This is a genomic window from Wolbachia endosymbiont (group A) of Bibio marci, from assembly GCF_947251645.1.
Classification (GTDB): Bacteria; Pseudomonadota; Alphaproteobacteria; order Rickettsiales; family Anaplasmataceae; genus Wolbachia.
The window spans coordinates 1,305,807-1,321,565 of record NZ_OX366364.1 but is presented as its reverse complement, the minus strand read 5'-3'; the positions used below and the strand labels follow the sequence as shown (position 1 = coordinate 1,321,565).

14 protein-coding genes and 4 pseudogenes are annotated in these 15,759 nt (G+C 36.1%); 10 read left to right on the top strand and 8 right to left on the bottom strand.

The window, feature by feature from the left end:
* Positions 1-93 precede the first annotated feature (93 nt).
* Both OPR48_RS07085 and OPR48_RS07080 read right to left on the bottom strand, forming a co-directional pair.
* Positions 94-1,122 (bottom strand): NAD(P)H-dependent flavin oxidoreductase, encoded by a 1,029-nt coding sequence (locus OPR48_RS07085; protein ID WP_265026019.1) that lies wholly within the window; start codon positions 1,120-1,122, stop codon positions 94-96.
* Positions 1,123-1,127: 5 nt separating this feature from the next.
* Positions 1,128-1,649: a cytochrome b gene (locus OPR48_RS07080; protein ID WP_265026018.1), complete on the bottom strand. Its 522-nt coding sequence runs from the start codon at positions 1,647-1,649 to the stop codon at positions 1,128-1,130.
* A 552-nt stretch (positions 1,650-2,201) separates the two neighbouring features.
* Here OPR48_RS07080 and OPR48_RS07075 point away from each other — a divergent pair.
* From OPR48_RS07075 to OPR48_RS07055, 5 genes and pseudogenes are all read left to right on the top strand, one after another.
* Positions 2,202-2,486: a hypothetical protein gene (locus tag OPR48_RS07075; RefSeq protein ID WP_265026017.1), complete on the top strand. Its 285-nt coding sequence runs from the start codon at positions 2,202-2,204 to the stop codon at positions 2,484-2,486.
* Positions 2,471-3,427, top strand: a complete 957-nt coding sequence (locus OPR48_RS07070; RefSeq protein WP_265025790.1) for an IS5 family transposase — start codon at positions 2,471-2,473, stop codon at positions 3,425-3,427. The genes OPR48_RS07075 and OPR48_RS07070 overlap by 16 nt, the downstream gene beginning before the upstream one ends.
* Positions 3,428-3,602: 175 nt before the next feature.
* Positions 3,603-4,389 (top strand): annotated as a pseudogene (locus tag OPR48_RS07065) (IS5 family transposase).
* A complete protein-coding gene (locus OPR48_RS07060; protein ID WP_265026016.1) occupies positions 4,386-4,832 on the top strand; it encodes a group II intron maturase-specific domain-containing protein in 447 nt (148 codons plus the stop codon). Before OPR48_RS07065 ends, OPR48_RS07060 begins: the two are co-directional and overlap by 4 nt.
* Entirely contained in the window at positions 4,829-5,605 is a 777-nt protein-coding gene (locus OPR48_RS07055; protein ID WP_265026015.1) for an Rpn family recombination-promoting nuclease/putative transposase, read from the top strand. The genes OPR48_RS07060 and OPR48_RS07055 overlap by 4 nt, the downstream gene beginning before the upstream one ends.
* 71 nt (positions 5,606-5,676) lie before the next feature.
* Here OPR48_RS07055 and OPR48_RS07050 read toward each other — a convergent pair whose 3' ends face one another.
* Positions 5,677-6,924: an IscS subfamily cysteine desulfurase gene (locus OPR48_RS07050; RefSeq protein ID WP_265026014.1), complete on the bottom strand. Its 1,248-nt coding sequence runs from the start codon at positions 6,922-6,924 to the stop codon at positions 5,677-5,679.
* Positions 6,925-7,570: 646 nt separating this feature from the next.
* Here OPR48_RS07050 and recJ point away from each other — a divergent pair.
* The gene (gene recJ / locus OPR48_RS07045; protein ID WP_265026013.1) at positions 7,571-9,310 is read left to right on the top strand and encodes a single-stranded-DNA-specific exonuclease RecJ; all 1,740 of its coding nucleotides are present in this window, start codon (positions 7,571-7,573) and stop codon (positions 9,308-9,310) included.
* An 18-nt stretch (positions 9,311-9,328) separates the two neighbouring features.
* Here recJ and OPR48_RS07040 read toward each other — a convergent pair whose 3' ends face one another.
* From OPR48_RS07040 to OPR48_RS07025, 3 genes and pseudogenes are all read right to left on the bottom strand, one after another.
* Positions 9,329-10,501: an NADH-quinone oxidoreductase subunit D gene (locus tag OPR48_RS07040; protein WP_265026012.1), complete on the bottom strand. Its 1,173-nt coding sequence runs from the start codon at positions 10,499-10,501 to the stop codon at positions 9,329-9,331.
* A gap of 143 nt (positions 10,502-10,644) precedes the next feature.
* Positions 10,645-10,860 (bottom strand): hypothetical protein, encoded by a 216-nt coding sequence (locus tag OPR48_RS07035; protein WP_265026011.1) that lies wholly within the window; start codon positions 10,858-10,860, stop codon positions 10,645-10,647.
* A gap of 442 nt (positions 10,861-11,302) precedes the next feature.
* A pseudogene (locus OPR48_RS07025) lies at positions 11,303-11,923 on the bottom strand (IS5 family transposase); the annotation flags it as partial.
* Positions 11,924-12,046: 123 nt separating this feature from the next.
* On the opposite strand from OPR48_RS07025, the pseudogene OPR48_RS07020 reads away from it, so the two are divergent.
* Positions 12,047-12,268 (top strand): annotated as a pseudogene (locus OPR48_RS07020) (transposase); the annotation flags it as partial.
* 174 nt (positions 12,269-12,442) lie between these two features.
* Here OPR48_RS07020 and OPR48_RS07015 read toward each other — a convergent pair.
* On the bottom strand, positions 12,443-13,414 hold the full coding sequence (locus OPR48_RS07015) for an IS110 family RNA-guided transposase (RefSeq protein ID WP_265025994.1): 972 nt from the start codon (positions 13,412-13,414) through the stop codon (positions 12,443-12,445).
* Between the two features lie 127 nt (positions 13,415-13,541).
* Here OPR48_RS07015 and OPR48_RS07010 point away from each other — a divergent pair, with 127 nt between their 5' ends.
* The 3 genes and pseudogenes from OPR48_RS07010 to OPR48_RS07000 all read left to right on the top strand — a co-directional run bounded on the left by OPR48_RS07010 (position 13,542) and on the right by OPR48_RS07000 (position 14,432).
* Positions 13,542-13,676 (top strand): hypothetical protein, encoded by a 135-nt coding sequence (locus OPR48_RS07010; RefSeq protein ID WP_265026010.1) that lies wholly within the window; start codon positions 13,542-13,544, stop codon positions 13,674-13,676.
* Positions 13,677-13,679: 3 nt separating this feature from the next.
* Positions 13,680-14,165, top strand: a pseudogene (locus tag OPR48_RS07005) (IS5 family transposase); the annotation flags it as partial.
* Positions 14,166-14,297: 132 nt separating this feature from the next.
* Entirely contained in the window at positions 14,298-14,432 is a 135-nt protein-coding gene (locus OPR48_RS07000) for a hypothetical protein (RefSeq protein ID WP_265026009.1), read from the top strand.
* A gap of 16 nt (positions 14,433-14,448) precedes the next feature.
* Here OPR48_RS07000 and OPR48_RS06995 read toward each other — a convergent pair whose 3' ends face one another.
* Positions 14,449-15,699, bottom strand: coding sequence for a citrate synthase (locus OPR48_RS06995; RefSeq protein WP_265026008.1), 1,251 nt, complete (start codon positions 15,697-15,699; stop codon positions 14,449-14,451).
* Positions 15,700-15,759: the final 60 nt, after the last annotated feature.

Below are 15,759 nucleotides of genomic sequence, written 5' to 3'. Positions count from 1 at the left end.
AAAATGTATAGATACCTCTTTAGCGTTAATTTTACATTAAAACTGGGCAATTATGCCATATATGGATAATTTGCTTATTGTGAGGTCGCTTAACTATTTGCTTTCTGGGCTTTCTACTTCTACAGATTTGCTCTCAATATAATTGTTTGCCTGTTGAACTAACATATTCACTACTTCTTTTACAGGCTTTTCCTTATCAACCATGCCAACACTTTGACCGGCCATTAAAGATCCCGTTTCAACATCTCCTTCAATCACTGCCCTTCTTAAAGCTCCAGCCCAGAATTTTTCTATTTCAAGCTGCCCATCTTCTTTTGAGATCTGTCCCTTTTGGTATTCATCAATAACTTCTTTTTGACGCTTCATAAAGTCATCGCTTGCTTTGTTGGCTATAGCTCTTACTGGAATTACAGGAAAATCAGCACTTATCTGTACAGAAGGTATTGCATTACGTGCGGCTGATTTAATAAACACTTCCTTAAAATTTTTGTGGGCAATTGATTCATTAGTGCAGACAAATAATGTACCTATTTGACAGCCACTTGCTCCCATTTCTAGGTAATTAACTATCATTTCACCTCTGCCTATTCCACCTGCGACAAACACTGGTATTTGTTCATTTTTAAAATGAGGTAATATCTCTTGTGCAAGAACAGAAGTGCTAACTGGCCCTATGTGCCCACCTGCTTCCATTCCTTCTATTATTAACGCATCTACTCCCATTTTTACTAACCTTTTCGCAAGGCTTAATGCTGGTGCAAAGCACATAACTTCAATGCCTGCACTCTTAATTTTTTCTATATTAGGCTTCGTTGGTAATCCGCCAGCAAGAACTATGTGGCTTACTTTCGTTTCAATACACACATCTATCAACTCACTCAACTTTGGGTGCATAGTAATTAGGTTTACACCAAATGGCTTGTTAGTTAATTTTTGTGTCTCTATGATTTCCTTTTCCAGTAAGTCTGGAAACATTGCACCACATGCAATTACACCAAAACCACCAGCGTTTGAGATTGCTGAAACCAAGTTTCTCTCTGAAACCCAGCTCATAGCACCACCCATTATCGCAAACTCACTGCCAAGAAAATCTGTTCCTTTTTTCCAGAGGCTACTTAACATATAACCTATATCATGCGTTTAAAAATGTTTTGTTTATCTATAAATGTGTGCTTCAAAGCGCCAAGTATATGTAAGATTATAAAGAGTACCATAAAATATGCAAGCATCGAATGTAGCTCATTAGCCGTGTTAGCTAGGTCTTTGTTTTGATTAATCAACAAAGGGATATGAAAAAAATACTTGATCTTTTTGCCAGAAGCAGAAGACATGACATAGCCAGATAGTGGCATTAGCACCATTAAAGAATATAAACCAAAGTGTACTGTTTTACTTGCATTGATTACAAACCGAGAAAAATTTGCTGGAAGTGGTGGAACATAAGTAAAGACGCGAAAAAATATGCGTACTATGATTAATCCAAGAATAGTGATACCGCAAGCCTTATGAATAGTGTATATGTTGAACTTAATTTCATTGCTAAGTGGTAAGCTTTTCATATAAAGTCCAGAGCAAAGCATACCGATAATAAAAATAGCCATCAACCAATGGATAACTCTTAAACCTAGGCTATATTTATCGTTTTCCATTTTGATTACCCTAAAGTAGCATTTATATAATAGAAAAACTATTTTTCAATCAAAATTATTAAAGCAATTTAGATTTACCGACAATGTAGCTATACAAATTCAAGAGCAATCCTGTCATCTAGGTAGCTGATAGAAACGAAAAACTTCCTTGACACATTTCGCCAGCCCCCTTATCATGAAACTGAAGGTATTCAGTTATCTTCATCTGTGCAGATTAAGCAGTAAAAAAACAACGTAGTTGACGTCTTATTTTTAATTTTTTGCACTATGTGCACCTTATGTCTTCACAATATTTCTGGGTTTTTACCCATATAAGCTGAAACGCGCTTATAAGTCGTTTAAGACAGTATAGTACGCCAATTTGAAGGATTAGAGAGTGAACACTAATTACCACGGGGTTTCTTTTGCCTTTTTTTCTGCTTAGTAAATTTCTTAAACATTTAAACAAAGGTGAGTTGCATTTAAAAGCAGCTAAATTGCAGTGTTTAAGACTTAAAAAACGCCAATACTGAAAATAGACAATGACCAGGGCTTCTTTTGCCTTTTTTTCGTTTGGTAAATTTCTTAATGTTTATAGCTAAAAGAGCCCAAGAGAGGTGTCATTCCAGTGCCCCTGTGATGTCATTCCAGTGCTTGACACTGGAATCCAGTTTTCCATATAATCTCATCGAAAACGTTGTAACCACTTTCTATGCTAGTTTGCTTGTAAACAAGCAAACTTTCCTGGATCCCAGTGGGCTTTGTTGCATAGCAACCGAAAAAATCTGGTGGCTACTGACAAAATTCATTATAAATAACCATTTAACTGTTGAAGAAAAAATATGCCACAGAAAATGAAAGTCAGTAACCAAAATGAATATAACAAATTTCTCCAGGAAAGAGGAAATATTTTTCATTATATCAATGAAGCCATAGAAAATTGGTATGAAAATAGTCCAAAAATGCAAGGCGGCAACTATATTTACAGTGATAAAGTTGTGATTTTGGTGCATATAATTGTCAATCTTTTTAGAATTGGTTTAAGACAAACGGTGGGGTTTATAAAAGGATATATGCAACAAATAGGAAGAGATTTAGCAGTTATCAGCTATTCACAAGCATCAAGAAGGTTTAAGAAACTTAATATTAAGATCAATGATTGCAGAATTGATAAAAATAATATGGAAGACATCGAAATTGCTATAGATAGTACAGGTATCAGCATTTACAACAATACCCCTGGTCACAGCAAGGAAAATAGCGCTAACAGAAAATATCATGGCTATGAACAGACAAGAAAATTGCATGTAATGTTGAATATAAACAGCAAAAAAGCTATAGCTGTAAAATACAGTAACGGTGTCTACTCTGATCACTATGGAGCTTGCGATTTGCTTAAAGAAGTTAATTTTCAGCATATCATAAAAGCACTATATGCAGATAGGGCATATGATAGGCACAAGTTTTACAAATTGTGTCACGAATATGATATAAAGGCAAAAATTCCACCAATAAACAATGCGGCAGAACATCCAGAAATAGATTATATGTCTGACAGAAATGCTGCTATTAGGTTAATAAAATTATACGGTGAAGATGGCGTGAAAGAATGGAAAAAAGAAGTAAATTATGGGAAAAGATCTTATATTGAAGGGTTTTTCTCAAGATTAAAGCAAATATTTGGATTCAGCTTTAGGAATAAATCCGAAGTAAATCGCGAAAAAGAATTGCTGATTAAGTGCTATTTGCTTAATCAATTTACTGAAATTGGTATGGCTAAATTTGAAATGGCTACATGATATTTATCGTAAATTACTACCAGTATAAGGTGCGATGCAACAAAGCCATCCCAGTGTCTGGGCACTGGGATGACAGCTAGCCTGACAATCGTCATCCCGCTACTTGTTAGCGGCTAAGAGCTTATCCGCAAACGAAAAAAAGTATAGTATATGAGTTTTAAAAATGGGGTTAGAAATGAGAAGAAAGTATCCTACAGATCTTAGTGAAAGAGAGTGGTCGCTAATAGAGAAACACTTTAGAGTATCATACAAGAAAGGAGGAAGGCCGCTAAAACATAGCAAAAGAGAAGTATTATCGGCAATTTTTTATGTACTACGTACAGGATGTCAATGGCGCTATTTACCGCACGCCATGGAAGAAAGTATATGAACAATTTAGGAGGTGGAAAAAGCAAGGAATTTTCGAAAAAATGAACTACGATATCACTAAATATAGTAGGTCAAAAATGGGAAGAAACGAGGAGCCAAGTGCTTGCATAGTAATCTGTAAAAACGACAGAAAAAGGGGGGTCAAAGGTTATGATGGGAGTAAAAAAGTAAAAGGTAGAAAAAGGCACATAATCTCAGGGTTTTATATTAGGCTGTTATGTGGGTGCTGCTAGTGAAAATGACAGAGATGGTAGCATTGGATAATATGAGGAAAAAATATACTAACGTTAAGAAAATGTGGTCTGATATGGGGTATCAAGGAAGAAATTTAAAGGAGTACATAGAAAAAGAGTACGGAATAGACATTGAAATTGTTAAAAGGCCTCCATGTAGGTTTTGGGTACACAAAGACACACCACCTGAACTACTACCAATGAGGGAACAGGGGTTTAAAGTACAGTCAAGAAGATGGGTTGTAGAAAGGACTTTTGCTTGAGGAATAGAAGGCTATCAAAGGAATATTTACAACATCCACTGAAAATTTCATATACCTGGCTATGAGTAGGGTTATGTTAAGGAGGGAATATGCTTGAGTTTACCAGTTTCCGGACAAGCTCTGAGAGGATGGGAAAATTACTATCACCATGTGTGTGCGAAAAGAGCTTTCAACAAAATAGACCATGAAATTATGTGTGCTCTATGGAAATGGGCAAAGAAAAGACATCCCCGTAAAGGATTACGTTGGATAAAGAATCGTTACTTTAAGGTAATGAATCAACGCCAATGGGTCTTTGCTGCACCAATATGCAAGAACAAACCGAAAGAGATAAGGTATTTAAGATTGCTTAGGCTGATTGATATACCTATCAGACAACATGTAAAAATCAGAGCGGATGCAAATCCACTTGACTTTAAATGGAAAAAGTATTTTGATGAAAGAGTGAAACGAACAAAAATGTTAGCAAGCTCTTTCTCAAGAGAAGGTTCTCTACTGTTAGTGTCACCACTAAAGATGCTGTTTTCCGAGGAATCATGAAAGACAAGCCGGTTCGAGAGAAGAAGAACTTAGATAAGGGGCTCAAGCGTAGTGTGGGGAAACCCGCATGCTGCGTTTCTAAGGGAGGAAGTAGTAGTAATACTACTTCCTTACCTAACCAGCTCGCTCGCGATAAAGGCTTTGAAAAACGTGCTCAATACTATGCTGCTAAAGCTTACTTAAGGCAAGCTGATAAAGGTGACCAGTATCATAACCTTAAGGAAATTATCTTTATTGCTATAGCAGATTGTGTACTGTTTCCTAATAAATCTGAGTACAAATCAAAGCATACTATTCGAGATGAAGACACTAATGAGCATGATCTAAAAGATTTCTATTTTATATTTATTGAGTTGCCAAAATTTCCAAAGAATAAGGAAGAACAGCTAGAAAGTATAGTGGATCGTTGGTTGTTTTTCTTCAAATATGCAGATGAAACTACGGAAGAAGACTTAAGGAAAATAGCAGAAAAAGCACCAATAATAAAGTTAGCCTACGATGACTTAGACAGGTTTAGCTGGAATGAAAAAGATCTAATAGCGTATGAAGAAAGAATAATGGATCTACGTAAGGAAGAAGCCATCCTTGAATACAGACTTGACCTTGCTGAAGAGAAAGGTATACAAATTGGCGAAGAAAGAGGCATCAAAATCGGTAAAGAGGAAGGAAAAATTGAAGTCGCAAAAGCAATGCTGGCTAATAATGTTGATGTCAACACTATTGTTAAGTTTACTGGCCTCTCCATGAGTGAGATCAAAGAATTGCAGAATTAAGTGAAAATCTGTGAATGGTTACAGAGTAATTTCAAAGTGCATTTGCAGTTGGACTGGCTGAATGGATACATTTAATGAGAGTCCCATTTCACGGTGTTCAAATCTACTCCTTCTTGTACCATCTCCCAAAGTGGGCTCATTTCTCTCAGTCGGCCAACATTTTTAGCAACAAGATCTGCTGCGTACAAAACTTCTTCTTTAGTTGTAAATCGGCCTAGGCCAAATCTAATTGATGAATGCTCAAGGTCATGGCCATTATTTAGCGACCGTACGACATAGGAAGGCTCAAGAGACGCAGACGTGCACGCAGAACCAGAACTTACTGCTAAATCCTTGATTGCCATGATGAGAGACTCACCCTCAACATAGGAAAAGCTCAAGTTTAGGTTGCCAGGAATTCTATTTTCATAATCACCATTTAAAACGATATCAGGAAACGCTTCTTTTATCTTGTTATACAAAATATCCCTTAATTCTTCCACTCTAGTTGTTTCTTTTTTCATTTCTTCTCTAGCAATACGTGCCGCTTCACCAAAACCAACTGCAAGAGGTGTTGGAACTGTTCCAGAACGCATACCTCTTTCTTGTCCACCACCACTAATTAGTGGTATCAGCCTAACACGAGGATTCTTTCTACGGACATATAATGCACCTATTCCCATAGGTCCATAAATTTTGTGGCTAGAGAGACTCATAAGATCAATGCACATCTCATTAACATCAATTGGAACTTTTCCAAAGCTTTGAGCTGCATCTGTGTGGAAAAATATATTATGCTTTCTACATACTGCACCAACTTCTTTGACAGGCTGAATTACTCCGATTTCATTATTTACCATCATCACTGAAACCAGGATTGTTTTATCAGTAATTGCTTCCTCAAGCTTTGATAAATCTATAATTCCGTTTTGCTTAACAGGCAAATATGTAACTTTAAAGCCTTCATTTTCCAGATGCCGACAAGAATCCAGAACACACTTATGCTCCGTGCAGACAGTTATTATATGATTTCCTTTATTTTTATAAAAGTGAGCAACGCCCTTGATTGCCGTATTATTTGACTCAGTTGCACCTGAGGTAAAGATAATTTCTTTGCTATCTGCATTCACCAGATCAGCGATATGTTTCCTTGCTTTTTCCACTGCTTCTTCAGCAGTCCAACCAAATGAATGGCTGCGAGAGTGTGCATTACTGAACTCACCAAAGTAAGGTATCATCACCTCTAAAACACGGGGATCTACTTTAGTAGTAGATTGATAATCAAGAAATATTGGTAATTTTATTTTAGCATCATGTATTTTTTTACTTTCAACATTCATAAAGCTACCACAGAGACAAAATTTACAATTATTTTATAGCATTAAAACTTAATTTTTTCAAGATATAATCTTGCATCAACAAACGTTGTCACCAAAGGGATGTGTGTATGACGCTGGTTCACTCTGTGATGGTGTCATGCAAGTAGCTTGACGCTGGAATGGCTTTGTTGCATCGCTAGCTATGATGGATTAAAGATAAAAAAGATGGAGAATATCAGTAGCTTATTATTCTGGTATTTATAACAAGAACGGTCAGTGAATACCTAAATTTAAGTAAAAGAAATTTCACTACCACTCACTAATCCGGCTAAAATTCAAGAATTTCAATGCTTTAGCTATTTTCAATAGAATTAAATTTATTAATGTAAATAATAAATTACTATTCTTAAATTTGATCAGATTGATTGCAAAAAAACAAGATTTTCAATAGGTTGCTTATAATCCTAACTATAGTTAGCCTTTCATAAGTAGCGATGCAACAAAGCCATTCCAGTGTCAGCTACTTTCATGACACCGTCATAAAGGAACCAGTGTCAAGCTACTTTGATGACACCTTTTTTCTGCTTAGTTTAGGTTATGCAGAAGTCTAATACAATTATAGAACAAGCTTAAAAATTCTGGTAAAGTAGTTTTATTTACAAAGAATATGCTACTTGAAATTGAAAAGCGCAGCATAACAAATGCATTGTGGAAGTTACAAGAAGCAGATCAAAGGGAAATCTTAACTCTTATACAGAGATTTGAGTTGCCAGAAGTACTAGCAAGAATATTGGTTACTCGTGGTGTTAACATAGAAAATGCAAGCGACTTCTTATATCCACTAATCAGATTGCTATTACCAGATCCCTTTCACCTTCTTGATATGGATAAAGCTGTTTCTCGTATAATACGGGCAATAAAAAATAATGAAAACATTGCAATATTTGGTGACTATGATGTTGATGGTGCAACGTCGTCAGCATTGATCAACAGGTACCTAAGAGCAATCGGTATACACTCTATAATCTACATTCCAGATCGTGTTGATGAGGGCTATGGATTAAACACAGATGCTTTATTACAACTTAAAAAAAACGGGATCGATTTATGTATTTCCGTTGATTGTGGTACGCTTGCATATCAACCAATAGAAGATGCAAAGGTCTTTGGTCTTGATATTATAGTTGTCGATCATCATCTTGGTACGGAAAAATTACCAAGCGCCGTAGCAGTTGTTAACCCAAACCGCCTTGATGAGAGCTCTCCTTATAATAACTTAGCAGCAGTTGGAGTGTCATTTCTGCTAATTGTTGCTCTTAATAAAAGCCTACGTGAGCAAGGATTTTTTACCAACAAAAAAGAACCAGATTTATTTGATCTGCTGGATTTGGTTGCCCTGGGAACTGTCTGTGATGTTATGCAGATTACCGGCCTAAATAGAGCATTTGTCTCACAAGGATTAAAAGTGATGTCAGCAAGAAAAAACGTTGGCTTGCGTGTTTTATTTGATGCTTTGGGAATTCTTGAAAAACCAAGTGTTTCGCGGTTAGGGTTTAGTATTGGGCCATGCATAAATGCTGGAGGAAGAATCGGAGAAGCATCGCTTGGTGCACGGCTACTTTCTACGGATGATGAAGAAGAGGCACATTCAATCGTGCTAAAATTAATAGATTTGAATAATGCAAGGAAAGTGTTAGAAAATGAGGCTCTCTTAGAAGCCACAGCACAAGCGGAAAAATTTGCCCAATTAGGTGTAAATTTTATAATGGTAAGTGGCAATTGGCACCAGGGGATAATCGGTATAATTGCATCAAGGCTAAAGGAGCAGTTTCACTTACCAACGATAGTGATGTCTTTAAACAATGGAATAGGAAAAGCAAGCTGTAGATCAATTTTGGGAGTTGATATCGGTGCTGCAGTCCTTTCCGCAAAGTTTATAAATTTGATTATTGAAGGTGGTGGCCATAGTATGGCGGCAGGATTTTCAATTAAAGAAGACAAAATAAATGATTTGCATGATTTTTTTACTGAAAGATTTTCAAACTCTATAAATGAGAAAACTTTAAAAGCTGATAGTATAGTAACTGCTAAAGCAATAAATTTATCTTTATGGAATCAATTGCAACGCTTGGGACCATTTGGAGTTGGGAATCCTGAACCAAGGTTTATTATCCAAGGAGCAAAGATAAGAAAGCCTGAAGTTATAGGAGTTGACCATATAAAATGTTTTATTGCTGATGATAATATTATGGTAAGAGCTATTGCATTTCGTTCTGCAAATACTCATCTTGGCTCTGCTATCATGCAGGGTAATGTTAAAGCTATTTTGGGTAAAATCTCTATGAATTACTGGAATGGCAATGAATTTGTACAATTTTTAATAGAAGATGTATTGACCATTAGTTGAGTTGCTATTTTACAATAATTACCTATCAATCTCACCAAAAACTATATCGAGTGAGCCAATAATTGCTGCAACGTCGGCAAGCATGTGTCCTTTTGCCATAAAATCTAAGGCTTGTAAATGTGCAAAGCCAGGTGCTCTTATTCGGCATCTGTAAGGTCTATTGGTACCATCTGAAACTATATACACTCCAAACTCGCCTTTTGGTGCCTCAACAGCTGTGTAAGCCTCACCTTTTGGTACATGATACCCTTCCGAATAAAGTTTAAAATGGTGGATGAGAGCTTCCATAGATTTTTTCATCTCCGCTCTTGGCGGTGGAGAAATTTTTCTATCTTCAGTTTTTACTGGCCCTTCAGGCATTTTCTCTATACACTGCTTCACTAAGCTAACAGACTGCCTGATCTCTGCCATTCTAACTAGATAACGGTCATAACAGTCGCCATTTTGGCCGATCGGTATATCAAAATCTAGTTGATCATATATCTCATATGGCTGGCTTTTTCGCAAATCCCAAGCAAGCCCAGCAGCGCGCAACATTGGGCCACTAAAGCCCCAATCAAGTGCTTGCGCTACTGATATTTCACTAATTCCTACAGTGCGTTGCTTCCATATTCTATTTTCTGTTAAAAGTTCATCAACATCGTCTATATACTTTGGAAATTGCTCTATAAACTTTGCAATATCCTCAATCAAACCTTCTGGAACATCTGCTGCAATTCCACCTGGCCTGATGTAAGCTGCGTGAAACCTTGCACCTGAAGCTCTTTCGTAAAATTCCAGTATTTTTTCTCTTTCTTCAAAGAGCCATAAAAGAGGGGTCATTGCTCCAACATCAAGCGCTTGAGAAGAAACGTTCAGTAAATGATTTAGTATTCTCGTCAGTTCACAAAACAAGACACGTAAATACTTTGCCCTAATTGGAATTTCGCATTGCAACAATTTCTCCACACACAGTGAATATGCATGCTCTTGTGACATTGGTGATACATAATCAAGGCGATCAAAATAAGGCAAAGCTTGAAGGTACGTTTTATGTTCTATTAATTTTTCAGTACCGCGGTGCAAAAGCCCAATATGGGGATCTGCCCTCTCGATTACTTCACCATCCATCTCCAAAACAAGACGCAACACTCCATGTGCAGCCGGATGCTGAGGGCCAAAATTTAACATCATTGTCTTTAGATCGGGCATATCCGATAGTTTAAGATATTAGAATTGTATAGACTGAAGTACGTTGAAAGTCAATTAAAAACCCTCAGTTATATAATTGACATTGGTTGCAACATTATGTAATAATGAAGGATTACATCAATGAAGAGGATTATTATGCCTGATCAAAAAAAGTTTGCATCGTATGCATTAATAACCATAGGGTCCGCAGGGCTTATAGCTAATACCATAGCTTTTAAGTATTGTTCTAATTTATCGCCCTTGATTGCAGGGGGAATGATTGGCTCTATGATCCCGCTATTTGGATGTGCTGTTATTGGCGTTTTATTGCTTATGGATAGAATCCTTCTCAGAGCTTGTCCGGAAACTGGTAAACTCAAGCATATTCCCTCCTTAACATAACCCTACTCATAGCCAGGTGTATGAAATTTTCAGTGGATGTTGTAAATATTCCTTTGATAGCCTTCTATTCCTCAAGCAAAAGTCCTTTCTACAACCCATCTTCTTGACTGTACTTTAAACCCCTGTTCCCTCATTGGTAGTAGTTCAGGCAATGGCGTCAACTTAAGGGAAAATATCAGTGATTGTGTGTAAAATTTCTCTCTAAATTTTTTATCATTAAATTATCCAAAGAGTGCAAGAAACAGCACTTTTGTTTCTATTTTATTTCAACAAAAAAGTTTAAAATGTGTCCTTTTTAGACGAGACGTGCAGAAAGGAAAAAATCTTATTTTACAAATTAAAAATACAATATACTCAAAAACTTTTCAGAAAATCCATAGGAGGGTTTGCTAATGAAGGCTCTTAAGTTGACGCCATTGGTAGTTCAGGTGGTGTGTCTTTGTGTACCCAAAACCTACATGGAGGCCTTTTAACAATTTCAATGTCTATTCCGTACTCTTTTTCTATGTACTCCTTTAAATTTCTTCCTTGATACCCCATATCAGACCACATTTTCTTAACGTTAGTATATTTTTTCCTCATATTATCCAATGCTACCATCTCTGTCATTTTCACTAGCAGCACCCACATAACAGCCTAATATAAAACCCTGAGATTATGTGCCTTTTTCTACCTTTTACTTTTTTACTCCCATCATAACCTTTGACCCCCCTTTTTCTGTCGTTTTTACAGATTACTATGCAAGCACTTGGCTCCTCGTTTCTTCCCATTTTTGACCTACTATATTTAGTGATATCGTAGTTCATTTTTTCGAAAATTCCTTGCTTTTTCCACCTCCTAAATTGTTCATATACTTTCTTCCATGGCGTGCGGTAAATAGCGCCATTGACATCCTGTACGTAGTACATAAAAAATTGCCGATAATACTTCTCTTTTGCTATGTTTTAGCGGCCTTCCTCCTTTCTTGTATGATACTCTAAAGTGTTTCTCTATTAGCGACCACTCTCTTTCACTAAGATCTGTAGGATACTTTCTTCTCATTTCTAACCCCATTTTTAAAACTCATATACTATATTTTTTCGTTTGCGGATAAGCTCTAAGAACCTGTTTAAAATCTCAAAGAGATGAGCTAAAGCAGGAACAGGTAAATAATGAGGTATATAAATGAGTCAAAGGTATCCAAGCGACATAAGTCGTGAGCAATTTGAAAAAATCAAACCAATTTTAGAAGGTAGGAAAAAGAAAACGAGACCAAGATTAATTGATATATACAAAGTATTTTGTGGAGTGTTATACGTGCTAAAAAGTGGTTGTCAGTGGAGAATGTTGCCAAAAGAGTTTCCAAGGTGGGAAAACATATATTACTATTTTCAAATGTGGAGTAAAAAGCAGTTGTGTTAAAAGTCAATGAAAAATATCGAAAAATTTTCAATTTAGTAGATTTATAAAAAATCAATATATTATGACTCTTAATTTAAATATTCTTAATCTAGTGTAGCTGTGGATAAGTACTTATAGTTTGTATAGCGTACTTATCCACAAGCTCTGCCATAAATTAGCTTAGATAGAAACAGACTGAGGACTATATTCCTCAGTAAAGACTCTATCGTCTCTGACCAAAGAGTTAGCAAGAATAAGCAGTTTTCTCATGGCAGCAGTGGAAGCAATTTTATATGGCTTTTTATATTGATTATATAATCTAGTAAAGAAAGGGTTGATATAAGAATTAACTTTTTGTGCACTGAGAATACACATGTGTAAAACCGTTCTAACTTGTGATCTACCGCCCTGAATACATCTCTTTCCTTTACTGAAACCACTGTCTCGATTAAAAGGTGCAAGTCCTGCAAGGCTAGATATTTGCTTTTCTTGAAGGGTTCCAAGTTCGGGCAAATAGCAAATCAAAGTAATGGCTGTGATTTTACTTACACCTGGTATGCTAGTTATTGATATATATTTTCTTTTAAGCTCTTGGTTTTGATCGATAAATGTAATCATTTCATCTTCTAAAGTTTTAATTTGATTACGTAAAATCGCGAGAAGCTCCTCTATTTGTTTGATTATAGATGTATCAGTTACCTGTTGGATTTGGGTTTTTTGTATTTTTGCTATTTCTACAAGTTGGTTTCTACGAGATAATTTTTGTTTCAAGCAATCAATATTACCATTATCAACTGTTAAAGGAGTAACACGCATATCTGTATTATTGATATAACGTGAAATGATACTGCAGTCTATTTTATCAGTTTTTGTAGTAATACCAAGGCTTTTAGCATAGTCTCTAACCCATCTAGGTTGAATGACGTACACCTCAAAACCATTGCTTAGTAAAGTATAGGCACATAATTTTTCGTATCCACCAGTTGCCTCAAGACCAACTTTGGTTACATTATGCAAACGTAAAAAGTCCAGCATTTCATCAATGGATTGTACATTGTTTTCAAATATTTTATAATGCTCAAGTGGGTGAATGTGGATATCTAATTTACTTTTGCTAACATCAATGCCAGCAATAATATTTGATGAATTCATAATTCCTCCATAATAATAACATATACTGCATTTTCCAGTCTTATATACGAGCCTAAAAGCTCAATCAGTTGTTCGGAACTTTCAGTATAAATTTAAGAGAAGAGAACCTTGCTTTCCAACGGTCCCTATGACCAAGAAAGGAAACGGTTCCTCTTCTCTATACATCTTTATATTACTGCTTTGTCACACTTATAAAGACTTAATTTCAACATATAAGAAAGGAAAGGAGCCAAGCTTGTTGGTTAAAAAAAATTGGTTGTGACAAAACAGTGGTCGGAAAGAGAAAACCAGTTTCTGCATAATTGATGCTCAAAGCGTCAAAAACGCAGATACTGCTGAAAGAAAGGGCTATGATGCAGGTGAAAAGATTTCAGGGTCATATCGCAGTTGATACACAACACATGCAATTCATATAACAACGGCAGAAGCAACTGATCGTAGCAGTGCTGTGAAAATGGTGGAAAATGCTAAAGAAAACCTCTCTGAAGTCAAAAATATACTCGTTGATGCTGGCTATACAGGAGAAAATTTTGCAACACAAATAAAAGCAACTATTGGTGCAACTGTTGAGGCAGTAAAACGAAGCGAATTACATACCTTTGCTGTATTGCCAAAAAGATGGGTTGTCGAGCGGTCTTTTGCTTGGTTGGAAAAATGTAGACGATTATGGAAAAATTGTGAGCGTAAACTCAACACAAGTTTACAAATGGTTGTTCTTTCCTTCATTTCTCTTCTATTGAGGAGATTTTAAACAGGTTCTAAGATACCGTGGCGGTATGACGTTTCGCTTGCAACTTATAGCCTTGTCATTCCAGCGCGTGACGCTGGAATCCAGCCTTGCCGTAATCTCATCAAGAACGCTGTGTTTTAACATAATACTTTTATGCTTACCAACTTAGTGCCCAATCTGGATCCAAGTAGTCAAGGCACTGGGATGACAAAGGAGGGCATTACTCCAGTGTCAGCTACTCAGATGACACCTTTTTTCTACTTAGTTTGGGTTATGCAAGAAGTCTAATGAAGTGAAAATAAATTTATTTACCAAAATAGAGTTGCCTTGGTCTACAGATCTTAGTTTCTTTATCATTTATCATTTCATACCACTGAGTAACCCAACCAGTGGTTCTTGCAAGTGCAAAAATAGGCGTGAACATATTTGAGGGAATATCGATAGCATTCATTATTATACCTGAGTAAAAATCAACATTTGGATATAACTTACGCACAATAAAATATTCATCCTTTAAAGCTATTTCTTCAAGTTTTTTTGCAATTTTGAGCAATTCATTATTTTGTTCTAGTTTACTTAGAACCTGATGGCAAGCGTCTTTCAATATGCGCGCGCGCGGATCATAATTTTTATAAACACGATGTCCAAATCCCATCAATTTAAATGGATCTTTATCATCTTTAGCTTTTTCGATGAATTTATCTATATCTCCACTTTGCTCTATCTCTTTTAGCATATTTATAACTGCCTCATTAGCTCCACCATGTGCTGGTCCCCAAAGTGTAGCAACTCCTGCAGAGAGGCTTGCAAACAGATTAGAACCAGCCGATCCCACCAATCTGACAGCCGCCGTAGAAGCATTCTGTTCATGATCAGCATGGAGAGTAAATATTTTATCCAGAGCTTTTGCAAAAAGGGCGCTTTTATCATTATCAACAGCATCGCCAAATATCATCTTTAAGAAATTTTCACTGTAACTTAATTCATTGTTAGCATTTATGAATTCCTGATTGTTGATATGCCTATAAATCATTGCAACAATTGCAGGAACTTGTGCTATTGCAGAAATTCCAAAATCTAGATCTTCACCATTGATATTGTTGCCATGCTTTTCATGGTAAGATGCTGACAAACTTGCAAAACATGCAATTAAAATCGACATAGGGTGAGCAGTTTTTGGAAATGCTTTGATTACATTTGTAACTTGCTCTGATACTTTGGATAATTTTTGTATTTTGAGAAGAAATTTTTTGTGTTGCTCTGAACTGGGTAATTCACCATAGAGCAATAAATAAATCACAGCAGTAAAACTATTATTCTCTGCCAAATCAGCTATATCATGTCCCCTATATTTAAGAACTCCTTCATCTCCATCAATGAATGTAACTGTGGAAGAGCATGAAGCTGTAGAAACAAACCCCGGATCATAAGTGAATAATCCTGTCGTCTTATATAAATCCTTGATATTTAACACGTCAGGACCTATTGTTCCACTTAATACAGGTAGCTCGATTTTTAATCCATTACTTAGTTCTAATAGCACTTTTTTATCCATCACTTAAGCTACTTAAATTTTATACAGAATATACAAACTGAAGAGTATATATTAATACAG

Excerpts from the sequence above, each read along its gene's own strand:
- OPR48_RS07085 (WP_265026019.1), bottom strand. The coding sequence starts at position 1,122 with ATGTTAAGTAGCCTCTGGAAAAAAGGAACAGATTTTCTTGGCAGTGAG.
- OPR48_RS07080 (WP_265026018.1), bottom strand. The coding sequence starts at position 1,649 with ATGGAAAACGATAAATATAGCCTAGGTTTAAGAGTTATCCATTGGTTG.
- OPR48_RS07070 (WP_265025790.1), top strand. The coding sequence starts at position 2,471 with ATGCCACAGAAAATGAAAGTCAGTAACCAAAATGAATATAACAAATTT.
- OPR48_RS07055 (WP_265026015.1), top strand. The coding sequence starts at position 4,829 with ATGAAAGACAAGCCGGTTCGAGAGAAGAAGAACTTAGATAAGGGGCTC.
- OPR48_RS07050 (WP_265026014.1), bottom strand. The coding sequence starts at position 6,924 with ATGAATGTTGAAAGTAAAAAAATACATGATGCTAAAATAAAATTACCA.
- recJ (WP_265026013.1), top strand. The coding sequence starts at position 7,571 with ATGCTACTTGAAATTGAAAAGCGCAGCATAACAAATGCATTGTGGAAG.
- OPR48_RS07040 (WP_265026012.1), bottom strand. The coding sequence starts at position 10,501 with ATGCCCGATCTAAAGACAATGATGTTAAATTTTGGCCCTCAGCATCCG.
- OPR48_RS07015 (WP_265025994.1), bottom strand. The coding sequence starts at position 13,414 with ATGAATTCATCAAATATTATTGCTGGCATTGATGTTAGCAAAAGTAAA.
- OPR48_RS07010 (WP_265026010.1), top strand. The coding sequence starts at position 13,542 with ATGACCAAGAAAGGAAACGGTTCCTCTTCTCTATACATCTTTATATTA.
- OPR48_RS07000 (WP_265026009.1), top strand. The coding sequence starts at position 14,298 with ATGCTTACCAACTTAGTGCCCAATCTGGATCCAAGTAGTCAAGGCACT.
- OPR48_RS06995 (WP_265026008.1), bottom strand. The coding sequence starts at position 15,699 with ATGGATAAAAAAGTGCTATTAGAACTAAGTAATGGATTAAAAATCGAG.